Annotated in this window: 14 protein-coding genes and 1 tRNA gene; 4 read left to right on the top strand and 11 right to left on the bottom strand. The window is 42.3% G+C overall.

The features are described from left to right. Positions 1-108: 108 nt before the first annotated feature. The 4 genes from GSQ19_RS07730 to GSQ19_RS07745 all read right to left on the bottom strand — a co-directional run bounded on the left by GSQ19_RS07730 (position 109) and on the right by GSQ19_RS07745 (position 5,474). The gene (locus tag GSQ19_RS07730; RefSeq protein ID WP_041456592.1) at positions 109-3,036 is read right to left on the bottom strand and encodes a methyl-accepting chemotaxis protein; all 2,928 of its coding nucleotides are present in this window, start codon (positions 3,034-3,036) and stop codon (positions 109-111) included. A 17-nt stretch (positions 3,037-3,053) separates the two neighbouring features. After that, positions 3,054-3,584, bottom strand: coding sequence for a chemotaxis protein CheW (locus GSQ19_RS07735; protein ID WP_011317384.1), 531 nt, complete (start codon positions 3,582-3,584; stop codon positions 3,054-3,056). A gap of 13 nt (positions 3,585-3,597) precedes the next feature. Further along, positions 3,598-3,963: a response regulator transcription factor gene (locus tag GSQ19_RS07740; protein WP_010995103.1), complete on the bottom strand. Its 366-nt coding sequence runs from the start codon at positions 3,961-3,963 to the stop codon at positions 3,598-3,600. Positions 3,964-4,235: 272 nt separating this feature from the next. Continuing rightward, on the bottom strand, positions 4,236-5,474 hold the full coding sequence (locus GSQ19_RS07745; protein WP_011317385.1) for a response regulator: 1,239 nt from the start codon (positions 5,472-5,474) through the stop codon (positions 4,236-4,238). Between the two features lie 406 nt (positions 5,475-5,880). On the opposite strand from GSQ19_RS07745, the gene hmpF reads away from it, so the two are divergent. Further along, entirely contained in the window at positions 5,881-7,632 is a 1,752-nt protein-coding gene (hmpF, locus tag GSQ19_RS07750) for a pilus motility taxis protein HmpF (RefSeq protein ID WP_011317386.1), read from the top strand. A 16-nt stretch (positions 7,633-7,648) separates the two neighbouring features. Here hmpF and tilS read toward each other — a convergent pair whose 3' ends face one another. From tilS to GSQ19_RS07780, 6 genes are all read right to left on the bottom strand, one after another. Continuing rightward, the gene (gene tilS, locus GSQ19_RS07755; protein WP_011317387.1) at positions 7,649-8,677 is read right to left on the bottom strand and encodes a tRNA lysidine(34) synthetase TilS; all 1,029 of its coding nucleotides are present in this window, start codon (positions 8,675-8,677) and stop codon (positions 7,649-7,651) included. A 35-nt stretch (positions 8,678-8,712) separates the two neighbouring features. Next, positions 8,713-9,024 (bottom strand): KGK domain-containing protein, encoded by a 312-nt coding sequence (locus tag GSQ19_RS07760; RefSeq protein WP_011317388.1) that lies wholly within the window; start codon positions 9,022-9,024, stop codon positions 8,713-8,715. Between the two features lie 173 nt (positions 9,025-9,197). Continuing rightward, entirely contained in the window at positions 9,198-10,253 is a 1,056-nt protein-coding gene (ccsB, locus tag GSQ19_RS07765) for a c-type cytochrome biogenesis protein CcsB (RefSeq protein WP_011317389.1), read from the bottom strand. 169 nt (positions 10,254-10,422) lie between these two features. Further along, complete coding sequence (locus tag GSQ19_RS07770) at positions 10,423-12,162, bottom strand: DUF3352 domain-containing protein (RefSeq protein WP_104009876.1); 1,740 nt, start codon at positions 12,160-12,162, stop codon at positions 10,423-10,425. Positions 12,163-12,795: 633 nt separating this feature from the next. Next, positions 12,796-13,425 carry a chorismate lyase gene (locus GSQ19_RS07775; RefSeq protein ID WP_011317391.1) on the bottom strand — a complete coding sequence of 210 codons (630 nt, stop codon included), beginning with the start codon at positions 13,423-13,425 and terminating at the stop codon, positions 12,796-12,798. A 263-nt stretch (positions 13,426-13,688) separates the two neighbouring features. Beyond that, positions 13,689-13,769, bottom strand: a tRNA-Leu gene (locus tag GSQ19_RS07780). Between the two features lie 399 nt (positions 13,770-14,168). Between GSQ19_RS07780 and accC the strand changes: the two genes are divergently transcribed. Further along, positions 14,169-15,512 carry an acetyl-CoA carboxylase biotin carboxylase subunit gene (gene accC, locus GSQ19_RS07785; RefSeq protein WP_011317392.1) on the top strand — a complete coding sequence of 448 codons (1,344 nt, stop codon included), beginning with the start codon at positions 14,169-14,171 and terminating at the stop codon, positions 15,510-15,512. 228 nt (positions 15,513-15,740) lie between these two features. Here the strand turns inward: accC and GSQ19_RS07790 are convergent, their stop codons facing one another. After that, the gene (locus GSQ19_RS07790; RefSeq protein WP_010995114.1) at positions 15,741-16,034 is read right to left on the bottom strand and encodes a YggT family protein; all 294 of its coding nucleotides are present in this window, start codon (positions 16,032-16,034) and stop codon (positions 15,741-15,743) included. A 266-nt stretch (positions 16,035-16,300) separates the two neighbouring features. Here GSQ19_RS07790 and psbX point away from each other — a divergent pair, with 266 nt between their 5' ends. Together psbX and GSQ19_RS07800 are read left to right on the top strand one after the other, a co-directional pair. After that, entirely contained in the window at positions 16,301-16,420 is a 120-nt protein-coding gene (psbX, locus tag GSQ19_RS07795; RefSeq protein ID WP_010995115.1) for a photosystem II reaction center X protein, read from the top strand. Positions 16,421-16,822: 402 nt separating this feature from the next. Further along, on the top strand, positions 16,823-17,728 hold the full coding sequence (locus GSQ19_RS07800; protein ID WP_011317393.1) for a Ycf66 family protein: 906 nt from the start codon (positions 16,823-16,825) through the stop codon (positions 17,726-17,728). The last annotated feature ends 40 nt before the right edge of the window (positions 17,729-17,768 follow it).

The raw sequence follows: 17,768 nt of genomic DNA on the forward strand, positions 1-17,768 counted from the left end.
TTTTTAGCCAATAGTCAATAGTCAATAGTCAACAGTCAACAGTCATTAGTCATTAGTCGTTAGTCAATTAAGTAAACTTTGGACTTTGGACTTTGGACTAGTGACTAATTACCTTGTTTCCATTGTTTCTACACGGAAACGTTCCACGGAAGAAATCAAATCACGGGACACACCAACCAGATTTTGCAGTGCGCCGGAAACTCTTTGTGCTTCTTGAGAAGTTTCTTGAGCCGTCAGTTCCACCGATTGCATTACCTGAGCCACAGCACGGGATGTTTCCGTCTGTTCTACGGTATCGCTGGTAATTGAGCGCACCAAAATATCGATGCGATTCGCTACTTGAATAATATTTTCGAGCGATCGCTTGGCTTCTTCCGCTAGTTTTGTGCCTTTAATTACCTGTTGTGTGCCTTCTTCCATTGCGGTCATTACTGAGCCTGTTTCGCTCTGGATTTGCATCACAATTTGTTCGATTTCCTTTAAGGATTTGGCTGATTTATCCGCTAATTGGCGGACTTCATCTGCCACAATTGCAAACCCCCGTCCGGCTTCTCCCGCCCTCGCTGCTTCAATACTGGCGTTGAGTGCGAGTAAGTTGGTACGGGAAGCAATTTGCGAAATCAAGGCGACAATCTTAGAAATTTCTTGGGAAGATTCTGCCAAGCGTTTTACCTTCCGGGTAGTTTCCGCGACAGTTTCCCGAATTTCCAAAATCCCCGCCACTGTGTTTTCCACTGCTTCCCCACCTTTGAGAGCGATCGTACTAGCATCACGCGCCACTTTCTCGGCTTCTCGCGCTGCTTCCGCCACCCGTTGAATAGAGTCAGTCATCACCTGTACAGAATTTAAGGTAACTCCCAACTCTTCTGCTTGGCGCAAAGCATCACTCGATAAGGCTCTAGCAAAGGTTTCCGAATTGGTTGCACCTTTGGTTACTTCCTTCGCTGCAACTTTTACCTGTTGTACGATGTCCCGCAGGTTTTGAATTGTCAGGTTAAAGGCATCGGCAACGGCTCCCAACACGTCGGCTGTCACTTCCGCTTGTACTGTCAAATCCCCTCTGGCTGCGCCTTCCACATCATCTAGGAGGCGAATTACTTGGCGTTGTAGATTTTCTTTGGCTTCTTCTTGTTCATCAGCTTTGCGTTGGGCTTCATTGGTGGTGGTGAAAATTACCCGCGCCATTTCGTTAAAGCCAGCCGATAACTGTCCTAGTTCATCGTTGGAATAGACTGTAGCTTGCACATTTAAGCTACCTTGACGGACAGCATCAAATTGCGCTTGCAAATCCTTGGTGGTGCGGCGGACTTGTTTGATAGTCACACTCCCCATGAATGCGGCTGTGGCAAAACCCGTCATCCCTGCTGCCAAAGACATCGCCCAACTTGTGTACCGCAATGATTCCCGTTGTTGGGGAGGAGCAATGTTAGTAGCGGTAAAGCTAACTGTTGCCACAACCAAAGCGGAGAAGACACCTACAACCCCACCAACCAACCAAGGTTTTGTGTCTAGGGAAGCGTTTTCTAATGGTGCTAACCAACCTTGCTCGACATTGATATTAGCTTCTACCTTGGGGACATCTGTTTGACTAAAGATTGGTACTGCTTCTTGGGAACCAGTAATGCTAAATAGCTCCTCATCGCGTTCTGTAGCATTGTTTGCAGTTTCTGCCGCTTTACCTCTAGGGATACTATTAATGTCTGTAGAACTGGAAAGCATCACATCACTAAAGCTGGAATCTGCTTCTGCCAGATCAAACCCAGGAATATTACCTAAATCATCAAATTCATCAAAGTCGTCTAAAAATTCGATATTACTTTTAGAGTTTTCTTTATTGAAGATAATGCTGGTATCTTCATCATTGGTTATACTTTCTGTTCCGAAAGCTGATTCAAATGCTTCAAAATCAAAACTCTCATCAACGTCAAAGTTATTCATCTCCTCTTTGAGGATATCTGGAGATGGTGATTTCATAGTAAAACCACTATTAACAGACGCGGGTGACTCTAATATTTCCTCTTGAGAAGCTATTTCCTGTAACCAGTTATTTGATTCTGGATGAGCAATATCATCTAGACTATCATCAGGCAAATTCTCTAGGGGTATGAAGCCATTCACAAGTTCTTCTTTATTTGGTGAAGAATTTTCTGGTTCTGGCTTGCTTTTATTTATGTCTAATTCATCTGTAGTATCTTCTTGACCATTTTCTATTAAGAATTCAGCTACAGAAGCTTGCCCAATAAAACTGTTTGTTGTGTCGAATTCGGCAAAAGGTGAATCGATATTACTTTGGTGATGGCCGACGACAGAATCTGGGTTATCGGTTGGCTCTTCTGTGCCAATCTCCAATAAATTATCAGTCTGCGGCTCTTCCAGGCTATCTTCCTGCCAGAACATCGGTAACTCTAGTTCCACTTGTTCTTGATGCGAGTTTGTCTTTTGCTCTTCTTCTTGCTCAAGGTTCAACGCAAAAGGATCATCACTAAAAGCTGGTATAGATTCTATAGATTCTGGGTTTTTATTAAAAGAAATACTATCTGTAGGTGTTTCAAAAGGATTATCTAAAGATAAATCCTCTGTGGTTACCAATGATTGTTGTGTTTCTAAAGCATTTAAATCGAAGTTATTGCTGTCAAAATCTTCAATAGACCCCAAATCTTCTAATTCTAATTCTGCTGATTCTTTAAAGGTAAATACACCCAAATCTATGGATTCGTTGTTGTGAAGATTCGCTGACTGCTCAGCGATTGATTTTGATTGTTGATATTGGCTAATATTTTCCAGACCACTTTGAGCAAATCCAATAAGTTCAAAGTCATCGGTTAACTGTATGACCTGTTCGTATTCTGCTGTTGCCACATCGTACTGCTGCAAAACATAGTAGATGTGACCCCGCAACAAATGAGAATTAGGGTCGTCTGGTACATTCTGCACAACCTGATCAACTAAACTGGCGGCAACTTCATATTTTTGTTCCGCGTAGGCTGTACAAGCCTGCTGATACTTTTCGAGGTATTCTTCTATACTTGCTGCCATTTGCTCCCCTCCCAATTTCATCCTGCCCACCTCGCACTCCGCAAAATTGCCATTTGGTCGAGTAGTCTTAGAGATTGGTTGTTTTTAGGCTCTAATAACCACTCTCCCCGCAAAAATGGAGCCATAGTATCCGGTATGCTTGTAGGTGGCATGAGATTTTGTACATCTAGCCAGTCCATACCGCCGATCGCATCCACAGCTAAACCCACAGTTGTGTCTTGCTCCTGAACTGCAATCACCGGAATTTCTGCTCTGTCTGTGTTTAAGGGAGTTGCTTCCCCTAGAAATTGACCCAAGTCTGCCACCCAAATTACTCGACCTCGTAAATTTAGAGTACCCAAAAGTAAAGGAGAAGCATTAGGAATCGGGGTGATTCTATCGGGACTTAGTTCCATCACCTCTCTAATACCAGTTGCGGGTAGTGCAAACTCCTGATGCGAGGGAATATAAAACCGTAGATGTAACTCACCTTCAGGACTTTCTACTTGTAATTCTGGGCGGAAATGGTCTTGACCACCGCCGTTTAAAAAGTCCGGTTTGCTGACCATATTGTTTTCATCCTTATCCTCGCAGTAGTTGTTTGACTGTTCCCACCAATTCGGTTGGTTGAAACGGTTTTGCTATGTAAGCATCCGCACCCTGTTTCATACCCCAGTAGCGGTCAAATTCTTCTCCTTTAGAAGAACACATCACTACCGGGACATTTTGGGTTTTGGGATCTGACTTTAATCGACGGCAAACTTCGTAGCCATTCATTTTGGGCATGACAATATCTAGGACTACGAGATCGGGAGGTTCTTCTTTGATTGCCTCTAATGCTTCTAATCCGTCAGTTGCATGGGTAACTGTTAAGCCACTGGCTTTCAGGAGGTCTGTAATCATCTCCCTCTGTGCAAGACTGTCTTCCACAATCAGAACTGTACTCATAAATGGCTATCTACCTCCTGATGTAGACGTTCCTGTTTGGAACATTCCCTGATCTCCCCACAAAAATTACTGTATAAATTAATTCTATTGTTTGGTTAATTGTCTTGATAATACTTTGTCTCGGAGTAGGTTGATTCTGTGATAACATCTTTTACCCCATATTTTACGGAATCAACAAGTCTAAATAGGGTATAGAGATGAGAGGAAAGGTGTCCCGCCACTTTGGTAATAGATAATTACGAATGGGTAATAGGCCTATTACCTATTACCCATTACCCATTACCAAATTCCCATCCCTTGGTGGGCGAGGATTTTAAGTATTTTTCTACAAGCATGAGTAATTCATCATCATTAAAAGGTTTTATGAGGTAATCTGTTGCCCCGGCCATCCTAGCTCTGATTTGATCTATAAATTTATCTTTACTACTCAACATAATCATCGGTATATACCGAAATACTTGAGATTGACGCAGCATGGCACAAATCTCATAACCATTTAGTTCGGGGGAAGAAATGTCACAGAAAACTAAATTTGGTCGGAGTTGAAAAATTAGACCTAAAGCTTCTAGGGGATTGGTTAACACGATTACTTCCGGTATAGTGTAACCCGTCGCTTCATATCCTCGTGTTTGCAGAATAGACTCTACAGTTTCACAAATACTTTTTGTATCGTCAATACAGAGGATTTTCGCTTTCTTTTGGTTTCCTGGCGTGTGGATGTTGATCGGACAATTATTTGCTTCTGGATGGGTTAGTTTTAACCAACCTTGTTGTACATATGGATAGATAACCTTGGCGACTGTCAAAATGTCTCGATTGAGATAACGTGCTAGTTGACGTAAGGTAGTTTTTCCATCAGCCCATTGCTGAAGTTTATTCATTGTGGCTTCTGGGAGTGATGAGTTTAAATGAACTCTGTCAGCTAATATTGGCAATTGTTCTGGTGACTGAATATAGGGATATAGCTCGTGCCATTGTTGTAATTGTTGGGTGGCTTGAGTGACTAATGGCGAAATCTCCCAGGTGCTTAATCGGGGAGCGATCGCTGTATCCTGACAAAACATAAACCTACCTTGGTGTAAACTCAATAAGTCAAATAATGTCTCACCAACCAAACGGTAGATAATATTTTCAGCTATTTGAGAATTAATAATATTCCGCTCTAATAACAGCCAAAGATATTCATATTCTGAGGAATTTAGTTTACCTAAGCTAGTCAGATATTGTTCGTCTAGACCCATTTCTACGCGATAATAACGCAAATAGCCGTCAATCCGCGAAAAATTAATATCTCCTTCTTGACAATAAATTATTTGCCCATTCAAAAAATATATCAGCCAATATTGTTGTTGGTAATTCCTAAAATAATCTGGCTCTTCTGCATCTTCTTTAGCATTTTGATGAGGCTTGTACAAGCTAGGTGCTTCAATCAAAAGTTGCCCAGTTCGCTGTCCCAATTCAATCAATTGCAGGATACTGCGAATATCGATTTCATGTAAACTTCCCTGCATTTAGTTTAGTCCAGAGTCAATAGTCAGTTGTCAGTTGTCAGTTGTCATGCACTATTAGTATTCTTCTTTTCCCCCTGCTCCCTTCCTGCTACTCTCCATTCCCTATATGTTTCTTTCACAACCAGTCTTAATCAGGTAATACATTTACTTATAAACTGTAAATTTTCTTAATAGAATTGAGATAAAGTTAGTGATAACACGGAAGTCATCATAACTGCCATCAGTACAAAATATTAGAGACAACAATCAATTCGCTGTTCTCAATATCGAAACGCTATATTTCGCTCCTATAAATAGTTTTGTTCGTCTGATTCTCCTCAATTTAGGTGAAATTAAGACAATTTAGCAGAATTATATAAGGTATATCTCAAAACATTGGCATCAAGTACACAAGAGGAAGAACGGTGTGCTGTATTTAGCAGAAGTACAAAAGCAGAAAGGTGGCTTACTGAGTGGTAGTTCCAAAACCGAATTAAAACTGCTAGCTTGTCAGCGAACCGACCAGAATTGGAGTACTGTGTCGGAAGAGGTAATTGCAGCAGAGGAAGCCAGCAAGTTAAACGATGGCGCACTGGTTTTGGTGGAACTCACACCAAATCGCCAAGTGCAAAGGATTCAGGAGGCTGGTAGGCCGCTCGTCAATATTTTGCAGAACTTTTCCCGACAGTTGGAAAAATATAAGCTTAAGGAAGACGAAATAGACCAGTGGAAAGAGTCGCTGACATTTCAGGCACAGGAGTTGAATCGCCGAGAAATGGATATGGAAGTGCGACTGGAACAATTACATGAAATGGAAGATGAGTTCCAACGCCTGGAAGCACAAAAACAGGAGGTGGACACATCCCGTGAACAAATTGAGCAATTACAAGCTGAAGTTGAACGCAATCGCCAAGAATTGGAAGGTGCTTGGGAGCATTTGCGGGGTGAGCAGCGCCGTTTAGAGGAACGCCTGCAAGAGGGGAATGTATTGGATGCAACTCAAAGTCAGGCGATGAGTGAGTTACTCGATCGCTTGTCTAGTCGCATTGCGCCCACAGAAACCGTCAGGGAACACCTACGTGTGGCTGTGGAATTAATCGAAAAACAGCAAGCTACTCTGAATCCTCACTGGCAAAATTTGGAACAACAAAAAACTTTAGTTCATCAAAAGCAAGAAGAAGCTGATAAATTGGCGCAAACATATAGCGATCGCCAAAACTCATGCAAACAAGCACAGGATTCTTTACAACAGCAAACTGCTCAATTAAAAGTTAATACAAACTCACTTATAGCCAAAGAAGAACATATTCGCTTTGTAAAAGAGCAGTTACAATCTCAAGATACTTTATATCAACAGGTTAATTTTTTGGCTGCTTCTTCTGGTAATGCGGTTCCCAGCCAGAAATTAGATGTGCAAGCTCTGGAGAATATGCCCTTAGATGAACTACAAAAGATAGTTCAAGATTTAATAGATAAATTGGGAATAGATTCTAGCTTTGTTCATGACCAAGAACAAGAACTGACATATAAACAACAAACCATAGAAGAACTGCAACAAAAAATTAACCAAGCATCTGGTCAGGATTTAGTTAATTTGCAACTTGAGTTGTCAGATGAACGAGACTTGTATCAGATGCTCAATCAAACTTTGGTTGGACAAAGACGTAATTTGTTAGCCAGGCAAAAGTTGATTCAGCAACACCAAAACGTACTACTACGGCGACAAGGACAACCTGTTCCCACCACAGAAGACGATAACAGCGTTGATTTTTCCCCAATTCTGCAACAAATCGAAACTCAAAGGCAAAAACAATCCCAGGAATTACAACAACTGGAACGAGAAATTGAACAAATGCGTTCTGCTATTGAGCTAGACCAAGGGATGATTGACAATCAAGCTCATGACCTCCAAGAAAAGCAGCAGGAACTGAAAACGATAGAATCTGATTTATTATCATTAAAAACAGCAACTGCTGAATGCTGGGGTCGGATAAATCTCTATCAAGAAGCTCTACAACCCATCCAGGATTGTGTAGATGAGTTAAGGCACAAACTACAAGGAATTGGAGAATCTTTGGCGCAAATCCAAGAAACAGGTGATTATCAACTCCAAACTATTACCGAGATTCGTCAGACTATCAGTAGTTTTATCTCTCAGCCTGAGTTGTTGGCATCATAAAAGGCAGGAGGCAGAATTAATTGTTGCGCCTTTCCCCATTTCTGAATAATATCCAATTGTCTTGGACTTGAGCGATCGCACCACCAGGGAAAGGATCTGTTTGCGAACGGTTGGGTGCTGTGATTAAGGCTGTTAATTTCTCGATATGCTCAAAATTAGGCGCATCAGCAAGTATTTCTTGTAATACCTGCCGCATCACCCGGCGTTGCAGTGCTAAGGGTGCTTTTTGCAATACCTGACGGTTAAGCCGTAATAGAAAGGGTGAAGGAGATGAGGGAGATAAAAATTCTTCCCCTACTTCCCATTCCATCGCCTTTTCCTTCAACTGCTGGGCGGTGCGTTCTAGATACTCAACGTCTGCTTGTAGCAGTTCGGCGGTTTGGGCTATGGCTAATTCGGCTTGGGGGTTAAAATTGGCTTGTAAGTAGGGAATTAATTCTTGACGGATGCGATTACGAGCATATTTTAAGTCTTGATTGGTGGAATCTTCCCAGATTGGTAGCTGAAACTCTTGACAAAATTGCTCTGTTTGTTTGCGAGTAATTTCTAATAATGGACGTACTAATAAAATATTTTCAGTTAGTGGGCGCTGCCAAGTCAAAGCTTGTAAGCCATCCGCACCAGTACCGCGCATTAAATTGTAAAGTAAGGTTTCAGCGCGATCGCTAGCTGTGTGACCTGTGACTATATATTCGTAATTGTATGCTTGAGCGATCGCACTTAAAGTCTCATAGCGCCACTCACGAGCTGTAGCTTCACTATTTATAGGTTTACTGGCTGTTTCTAAATAAAAAGACACACCCCAAGTTTCAGATAAATTTTTGACATGATCAGCATTAGCTTGAGAGTCAACACGCCAACGATGATCACAATGGGCAATACCTAACTCCCATCCCCATTTCAGTTGTAAATCTAACAATAATTTGATTAAACACAGAGAATCTTGTCCACCGGAAACTGCGACTAATAGCCTTTGATTGCGCTCAAATAAGTGACGCGATCGGATAGTACGATGTATCTTTGCATGAAGCTTAGTCCATACCATGTTGGTGTTGTCATGGAAGTGCCAATATTACAACATCATAGAATGTCGAACTGTGTTAATTTTTCGCTAATTTCTTCTAGTGGTGATTCGGGTTCATCAGGAGAAAATTCTAAAGCCAGTCTCACTTTGCCTTTCTTCCATCCTTGAGCCGTAAATTTTAATACTTCACAATTTATACCTAGAGTATATAAATTAGCTTCAGGTGTGCCATCTGCTCCAATATATTCTTTAATCGCCGTAATCAAATCACGAACTTTAAAAGTTTTAGCAATATCTAATTTATTAAATGTATCCGGTTCTATAGATACTACTTCATCATGGTTTAGTCTTTCAAATCCATCTCCCATAAGAAACTCCTGTGGCTAAATCTATAGTTCCTTTCCACAGATATAATGCTTTATCCGCAATAAATCATGATTTTGTAGATTTAGTGACAACTAATATAAATATTTATACTCAGTTATTTAATCAGATAGATTCTCCTCTCCAAGAACGAAGAGGAGAACAACGGATAAGTTGTTTAAAAAAACCACCCGTAGGAATGTAAACCTTTGCCCAAAAGATTGACACCAAGGTAACAAATCCAGACAACAACAAAGCCACTAGCAGCTAAAATTGCTGGACGACGACCTTGCCAACCACGGGTAATTCTGGCGTGGAGATAGGCAGCGAATACTAACCAAGTAATCAACGCCCAAGTTTCTTTAGGGTCCCAACTCCAGTAAGAACCCCAGGCTTCGTTTGCCCAAACTGCACCAGCAATAATCCCAATTGTCAACAGGGGAAATCCTAAACCAATGATGCGATAGCTGATGTTGTCTAGGGTTTCGGCTAGGCTGAGGCGTTGGGGCGAGAGGGTTTCGGTAGGTGTTAAGGTTGTTGCTTGAGGGGTAGTAGCTAAATTCAATACGGCTGTGTTACCGTTGCCGTTATTTTGGCTTTCCAAACGAGCAAAACCATTATTTTCTACTGGTGGTGTTGCTGGTTGAGAAACTAGTTCACCAGCTTTCATCAAGCGATAGCCGTTGGTACGATAGCCACCGTTACCGACAGAACTACCTTGTAACTGTATATTGTTACCACGAGTAATCACCAAGAAAGCGATCGCCAATAATGAACCTACCATCAAGGCCGAGTAACTCAACATCATAACGCTGACGTGCATCATCAGCCAGTTTGACTTCAGTGCAGGTACTAAGGGTTCTGATACCTGCATATCTGATGGCAATGTTAAGGTAGCAAAAGCCACAATTCCCATAGCCACAGGGGTAGTAAACACACCTACTAAACGACTGCGGCTAGAATTTTCAGCAATCAGATGAACAGTTGTAATTCCCCAAGAAAGGAAGAACAGCGACTCATACAAATTACTTAAAGGGAAATAACCAGCTTCGATCCAGCGTGCGCCCAGCAGGGTTGCTATGGACAAATTAGCGATCGCCATCCCAGCTGTTCCTAAAGCATTAATCGCTGGTAAACCCGGAAACGCTGCACCTATCCAATAAAGCAGCATTGTAAGGAATAAGACGGCAAAGGACGCGTTATCTAACCAGTTCTGGAGTGAAACCAGATTCATAAAATGTTCTCCGCAGTGGATTTTTGAAAATCATTTATCCTGACTTTTCTGATCCTATCTGCTCTAGGGAGTTCAAAATTCAAAATTCAAAATTCAAAATTAGAAATTTTTAGGCCTTAGGTATCTAGCATGGATTATGAAACCTAGTATTTTGCACTCTATACCTTGACTACGGATTGGTTACAGCAGCAGAATTATCAGCTTTTTTGAGTGTGAGAAAAATATCGTAGCGGGTGCTGCGATTATCGCTAACAGCAGTCGTCACACCGATGGAACGCGTTGCAGCTAACAAGGTTTGTTGCTTAGGTATCAGTCTTGGTAGGGGGAAGTTTTTTGCTGTCTGTTCCACATCCAAGTAAAACTGACCGTTGGTGGGATTCGGTTCTACTGGTACTGTTTGTTGAAATGCCAAACTATTAGCAAGGGTGTTATTGGGTTTGGGAACAATTTTATCGGTAATGGGAGCGCCTATTGATAGGAAGAAAACGTTTCCATCCAACCAACCGTGGGTAGCCGTGAGAGTTCCATAGGGGCTAATCCAATTAGTGATGGGTTTACCTGCTACGGTTGCGGGTTGAATTTGGAATTGGTATTGATTTTTCATCACCTCATCTAGCTGTTTAATGGCTGTTTCAGCTAGTTTGCGTCGGCTTTGACCATCGGAGGTATCATTTGCTTGGATCATTAACACCAAAGCCGCGCGAAAATCTTCCTGTGAACTTGGCTTGGGAGTACCTTGAATTAAAGATACAGCAAACTCTCCTCTCATCCACTTGAGTAAATCTCTTTCTAAGTCGAGATTCGTTAGTGATTTAACTCCACTCCGCAGTTGTTCTGGTGTCACTGGCGCAAGAGGATTACCTTGAGATGTTAAAACGTAGTCACTCCATAAGCGTTGTAAATCTCCCCCAGACAGCATCATAATGGTTTCTGCTGGTACACGATTTTGCATATTGCCAGCTTTATTTGTTACTGCCAATACACGCTGACTACGAGGATTGAGCCATGAAACTCCTTTGATGCGTATCCCTTCTGGCTCTAAAGTTACAGTCCCGGCTAAACCTTGGTTATTTTGCAGTTGTGCTAAAACTTGTGCTGGTAAGCGACGATTAGGAGCAATGGCGGCTATTTTTGCAGCGTTGGGGACATTTACATAAAACTGAGCCAAAGGCTGATAACTAGCTACTTTTGGGAAGTTTTCTGCAAAACCGCCTGTTGTTGCTAAGGTTGTCTTATTTCTATAAGCATCAATTGTTTTTTCTGTGACTTTAATATTGTCGGTAATGACAAGAAAACGCTCGTCTATTAAAGCTGCGGAGAAGTTTTCCCCCCTTGATCCTTCACTTTGTTTGATAGTAATCCCTTGATAGGTGCTATCTTTCCACTGGGCTTGATTGGGGTTTTTTGGTTGAGCGAAAATACTTTTGGCTTTTTGTGGGTTTCTTACTGGTAAAACCATAACCATCGACTGTTGGCTACTTGTTACCTCTGTATTGGTCGATACTGGTTTAATTGCTGATTTAACTACCTCAGGAGCTAAAATTGCTAAGGTCACTTCATCCCCTACCCAAGGTTGAATATCTTGCTCGAAGTTGTAACCTTGATTAGTCAGAAAGCGATCGCGTAATTGTAACAAATTTTGATTAACTATAGCTTGGCTTTCCTTTGTGCCAAATTTCTGCAATTTCTGCCATTGTTTAGGGTCTGTACTCAGAGAAACCGCAAATAAGGCATCTTGCGGAATAATATTTGCCCCTACTAACAAATTTCTCGAAAATGCTTCTCTCTGGCTAAATAACCAGTATCCTGCTGCACCACCACCAACTAATAACCCGGCTGCGGAAAGTGTCAGCACTAAAGATGGTTTGTTTCTTTTATTCATGGGAACAGACAAAATAGGCGGTGTCACGTCGCTTTGCTCCGAGTTCAAACTTCGTCCTGGAAAGTTCTGATCGCCTATGGCGGGGCGTACACTATTGATGGAAACATCCGCCCAAACTTTCCGCAAAATGCAAAATTAATAAATCATCCTGTAAATGAAATTAAAGGCTTATAAGTAATTCCAAATGAAAGGTATTTATCACACCAAGCATCCTGGCTTTTAGGTTTATCAGCTTTAGAAGCGTTTTAGTTTATCTTTTTTGCATCGTTAATTAAACCCTACACCTCTTACTTGCAAATGAGTTACTAGCCCAGTTATAACTTCACCGCTACAGCACGGTATCAACAAAATACTCAGTTCTAATCAACAGAAGTAAAATCAACATTTTCTATATTTTAAGCACAGTCAATTAGAGTAACATCTTTGTATAAAATTTTCCAAAAATTATCCTCAAATGTTCTTCTATGTTAGTGAAGCTCCTAGTGAAAAATTGGTTTTTTTAGGCACTCTTTAGAATATAACTAACAGCCAAAAGCCGCAAGCAATCAGTATCTTGTTTGACATTTAATGTCTATAACCAGATGCAAATTATATATTGTATTGAATTTTAATTAATTTTTAAATTTAATAACTACAAATTCCCCAGTAATGTCAAAGCTTTTATACCTTGACATTTATAGAACTTAGTTGCATCGGCCCCAAGTATTTTGTTAAATACGGAGAAAAAACTTCATAAATTAAGGTTAAAGGTTGACCGTGATGCCAAAACAGGTAATGGCGACCCCAAAAAGGGCCATCCACTCCAAAACCTGATTGCAGGGCCTGTGAATTTCCGTAATAAATTCCCCGCACATCTCGATACAACTCCGTGCGAAGACGAGCTAGACTTGCCCAAATAGGTAATGAACGGTTTTGCAAATACTCGTCTACATGACTGGCTTCCCACCATGACGTTGCATAGGCCAGTCGTTGGCCAGAGGCTGTACGTAGCCATACCTGTCGCCTCAGTCTTGGCGCTGGAACCGATTGGATTAAATCCGGCGCACTATCTAAATCCAGACCAATCAATGACATATCAATGACATCGACTTCTGTTGGCTCACCAGTGAGTAATTCTAAATGCCTTGTGGGTGAGCCATCACCTAAAAGTAGTAGTTGCCACGCTGGAGCCAGCTGAGTGTGAGGCAAACTATGTTTAATTACTTCTTCCCCACCTTGCCAAATTGGAGTGAGGCGATGCCATCCGGCTGGCAATGTTGAGTTGTTGCTTGGAGTAAAAGTAGCAGTCAATGTTCTTTACAAAAGTTCACCTATTTATATAAAAGCACAAAAAATTAATTAGTTGTTAGTTATCCGTTGTTAGTTGTCCGTTGTCCGTTGTTAGTAGGGGCGGGTTTACAAATATCTTCGCTCTTGGGCGATGATCTTCATAAACCCGCCCCTACAGTTGCCCCTCTTCCTCTCCTCCAGCCAATAATTAGAAAGGTCAGTAGTCAAAAATTTATCACTTTTGACCACTGACCTTTCTAAGATTGACTATAGTCACTAAAAAATGCGGATGGCGAGACTCGAACTCGCAAGGCAAAGCCACACGCACCTCAAGCGTGCGCGTATACCAATTCCGCCACATCCGCACGGGTTGTACAAGAAGATATACTAGCACAAAAAAATTGCATAAAACAAGGTAAAACTATATTTGCCAAACTTTATGGAAAATTTATTCTGCTAAATATACAAATTTCCCGAAGGAGGATACGAGACTAACAGAAATGTAGTATCGCCACAAGTGATATTAAAGGGGGTATGGGGGTTTTCTTCCCTTACACCCTTAAACCCTCACACCCCACCTCTATGAAAAATCTTGTTGGTAAGTTCGTTTCCTGCAATTTATTTAAAGATGAGCCTGGGGTATCTCCTGTCATAATTTGAGATGAAGCGATGCCTAAGGCGGGCTACGCCTAAGCGCTAAAAGCAACTTGGATGGGAGACAATTTCTATCTACTGGTACTGATACTGATATCGAAAACTAGAAAATGAAGTTTGACAAAATATTAATTGCCAATCGGGGAGAAATAGCGCTTCGCATTCTCCGCGCCTGTGAGGAAATGGGGATTGCGACGATCGCAGTTCACTCGACTGTTGACCGGAATGCTCTTCATGTCCAACTTGCTGACGAAGCGGTTTGTATTGGCGAACCTGCTAGCGCTAAAAGTTATTTGAATATTCCCAATATTATTGCTGCGGCTTTAACGCGCAATGCCAGTGCTATTCATCCTGGGTATGGCTTTTTATCTGAAAATGCCAAATTTGCGGAAATCTGTGCCGACCACCACATTGCGTTTATCGGCCCTACCCCAGAAGCTATCCGCTTGATGGGGGACAAATCCACAGCCAAGGAAACCATGCAAAAGGCTGGTGTACCTACAGTACCGGGTAGTGAGGGTTTGGTAGAGACGGAGCAAGAAGGATTAGAACTGGCGAAAGATATCGGCTACCCAGTAATGATCAAAGCCACAGCTGGTGGTGGCGGCCGGGGTATGCGACTGGTGCGATCGCCAGATGAATTTGTCAAACTTTTCTTAGCCGCCCAAGGTGAAGCAGGTGCAGCCTTTGGTAATGCTGGCGTTTATATTGAAAAATTTATTGAACGTCCGCGCCACATTGAATTTCAAATTTTGGCTGATAGTTACGGCAATGTCATTCACTTGGGTGAGCGGGATTGCTCAATTCAGCGCCGTAACCAAAAGTTACTAGAAGAAGCCCCCAGTCCAGCCCTGGACTCAGACCTACGGGAGAAAATGGGACAAGCTGCGGTGAAAGCGGCTCAGTTTATTAATTACACCGGGGCAGGTACTATCGAGTTTCTTCTAGATAGATCCGGTCAGTTTTACTTTATGGAGATGAACACCCGGATTCAGGTAGAACATCCCGTAACTGAGATGGTTACTGGAGTGGATTTATTAGTTGAGCAAATCAGAATTGCCCAAGGGGAAAGACTTAGACTAACTCAAGACCAAGTAGTTTTACGCGGTCATGCGATCGAATGTCGCATCAATGCCGAAGACCCAGACCACGATTTCCGCCCAGCTCCCGGACGCATTAGCGGTTATCTTCCCCCTGGTGGTCCTGGTGTGCGGATTGACTCCCACGTTTACACCGATTACCAAATTCCGCCCTACTACGATTCCCTAATTGGTAAGTTGATCGTTTGGGGACCTGATCGCGCTACTGCCATTAACCGCATGAAACGCGCCCTCAGAGAATGCGCCATCACCGGATTACCTACAACAATTGGGTTTCATCAAAGAATTATGGAAAATACCCAATTTTTACAAGGTAACGTGTCTACTAGCTTTGTGCAGGAGATGAATAAATAGGGTAATGGGTAATAGGGTTTTAATCACCCTCCGGGTGAAGCTCCTCACGTCGCTACCCTTCGGGTTCGGCAGTTCGCAACCGACGGAAACCGCCAGGACTGCGACTGCCTCACCGCTACGCTAACACCAGTTCTCTACGGTACTCCTCCGGAGAAGCTAGTTACGGGTCAGCGTCTCGTCAGTGAGGGAAACCATCCTACAGGACTGGAATCACCAATTATCAATACCCTAACTCATCCGCGCCAACATCGTCAGTAATCCTTGCTGGCCTAGAAGAACTTCTCGCAGCAGGCTAAAAATACCAACACATACAATGGGGGTGATATCAACACCGCCGATAGGTGGGATGATTTTTCGCAAGGGTATGAGAAATGGTTCAGTGGGCCAAGCAATTAAGTTGAAGGGCAAACGGTTCAGATCGACTTGCGGATACCAGGTCAGAATGATACGGAAAATAAACAGAAATGTCATCACTCCCAACACAGGGCCAAGAATCCAAACGCTCAGGTTAACACCAGTCATCGGTCTAAGCTACTATTTTGTGAATTTACAAAAAACTGCAACCAAAAGCTGAAAATTTTAAGCTTTGTAAAGCATTTTCTCTCCAATTCTAACTAAATGCGGCCACTTAATGACTGTGCATCAAAAGCAATTAGGCAAGAGGCAGGAGGCAGGAGAAGTAACTAATGACAACTGACAACTGACAACCGACTATTAACTATAGGCTTCTCAAGGAAGTAATACACCATTAGAATTATGATGAAGAGTGTAAAAAAAGGTTTAGATCCATGACGCCTTCTTTATCAAATTTTCTTTGGAGTTTGGCTTGGGGTACTTTAATTGTCGTTATCCCTGCTACTGTTGGTTTGATTTTCATCAGCCAAAAAGATAAAATCCAGCGTTCATAGTATTTGGGGAGTTGTTTAGACTCTCACAACTGTTTGTCTGTCAGCAGTCCCCATTCCACCGCAGGCGAAAACCCCTGCTATTGGAAGCAAGGTATACTAAGCTGGCAGACCCAAGCTTTTTTAGCTTTGGTTAAAAATCTCCACTCACAAAGAGATAAAGATTTTGTCAGTGATCTGTAATCAGTGGTCAAAAATGTTTTAAGAGCGCCAACAAGGAAGGTTTTAAAGCAGAATCAAAAGTAACTAGCAACTGACAAGTAACAACTGACACGCGTAGCGCAGTAAATAGCTTCAGAGCTTCTGGGTCAGATGCTTTGAAGCTTAAATATTATATTGTGATTGTTTAGAGTAGTGATTTTAAGTGTGACTCGCTAACATAGATTTGATATTGGGAAAAGAACAATGCTAAATTTTGGGCTGAACTCAGCCAGTGTTCTGGCTCAGGTGAATTTTGGAACGAACTCAGCCAGTATTCTAGGAATTTTCCTGGCTGTGGCTGGGGCAGCGCTGTATTTTCTCCGCACTGTGCGTCCGGAACTGTCAAGAGATCAGGATATATTTTTTGCAGCAGTGGGCTTATTGTGTGGTTTCATTCTTATTTTCCAAGGATGGCGGTTAGACCCGATTTTGCAATTTGGTCAGCTGCTTTTAGTCGGTACAACTGTATTTTTTGCGGTTGAAAGTATTCGTCTGCGGAGTATAGCGACTCAACAAGCGAAACGTAACACCCCGATTGTGGATGATGAACGACCAGTCAGCAAAAATTATTCTTACAACCGACGGAAATATGAGGCTGAGGTAGAAGACGATTATGCTCCTTTACCTTATGAAGATGAGGAAGAGGAAGAACGTCCAGTACGTGCCAGAATTCGTCCCAGTAGAGAAGACCGTTCCTCTCGTGATAACTATTATGAGGAACAACCGCCCCGCAAGGAACGCCGTAACACCACTGATAGACAGGAACCAACGGATAAACCACGCCGCCGTCCTACCAATCGCCCAACAACTAGAACGTCAGAAAGCTATGAACAAGAAGATTGGGGTTCTGCTTCCAGGCAAGTTGATGATTGGGAAAGTTCTAGTAGTGAAGTGAGAAGACCTTCTCGCCGGGGCAATAATAATCCCCGCCCAGAAGTAGATGAGGATGTGCAACCCAGACCGAGAAAGCGTCGTCCACCGGCGGATACAAGTTCTTCCCGTAGAGAACCTCAAGATGATGAAGCTATCCCAACTGATTACGTACCGTACAAACCCATAGATCAGTCAGATGAAGATTCAGAGAACTCGACAAATTTTGATGATATCTAAAGCACTCTGGATGGATGTAAGCTTATAGGCGACGGAAACC

It is taken from the genome of Trichormus variabilis 0441, from assembly GCF_009856605.1.
In the GTDB taxonomy this organism is placed as follows: Bacteria; Cyanobacteriota; Cyanobacteriia; order Cyanobacteriales; family Nostocaceae; genus Trichormus; species Trichormus variabilis.

Coding starts and splice junctions, on each gene's coding strand:
- GSQ19_RS07800 (WP_011317393.1), top strand. CDS start 16,823: ATGCTAAATTTTGGGCTGAACTCAGCCAGTGTTCTGGCTCAGGTGAAT.
- GSQ19_RS07740 (WP_010995103.1), bottom strand. CDS start 3,963: ATGAGTACAGTTCTGATTGTGGAAGACAGTCTTGCACAGAGGGAGATG.
- psbX (WP_010995115.1), top strand. CDS start 16,301: ATGACGCCTTCTTTATCAAATTTTCTTTGGAGTTTGGCTTGGGGTACT.
- GSQ19_RS07745 (WP_011317385.1), bottom strand. CDS start 5,474: ATGCAGGGAAGTTTACATGAAATCGATATTCGCAGTATCCTGCAATTG.
- GSQ19_RS07760 (WP_011317388.1), bottom strand. CDS start 9,024: ATGGGAGATGGATTTGAAAGACTAAACCATGATGAAGTAGTATCTATA.
- GSQ19_RS07730 (WP_041456592.1), bottom strand. CDS start 3,036: ATGGCAGCAAGTATAGAAGAATACCTCGAAAAGTATCAGCAGGCTTGT.
- GSQ19_RS07735 (WP_011317384.1), bottom strand. CDS start 3,584: ATGGTCAGCAAACCGGACTTTTTAAACGGCGGTGGTCAAGACCATTTC.
- ccsB (WP_011317389.1), bottom strand. CDS start 10,253: ATGAATCTGGTTTCACTCCAGAACTGGTTAGATAACGCGTCCTTTGCC.
- accC (WP_011317392.1), top strand. CDS start 14,169: ATGAAGTTTGACAAAATATTAATTGCCAATCGGGGAGAAATAGCGCTT.
- GSQ19_RS07790 (WP_010995114.1), bottom strand. CDS start 16,034: ATGACTGGTGTTAACCTGAGCGTTTGGATTCTTGGCCCTGTGTTGGGA.
- tilS (WP_011317387.1), bottom strand. CDS start 8,677: ATGGTATGGACTAAGCTTCATGCAAAGATACATCGTACTATCCGATCG.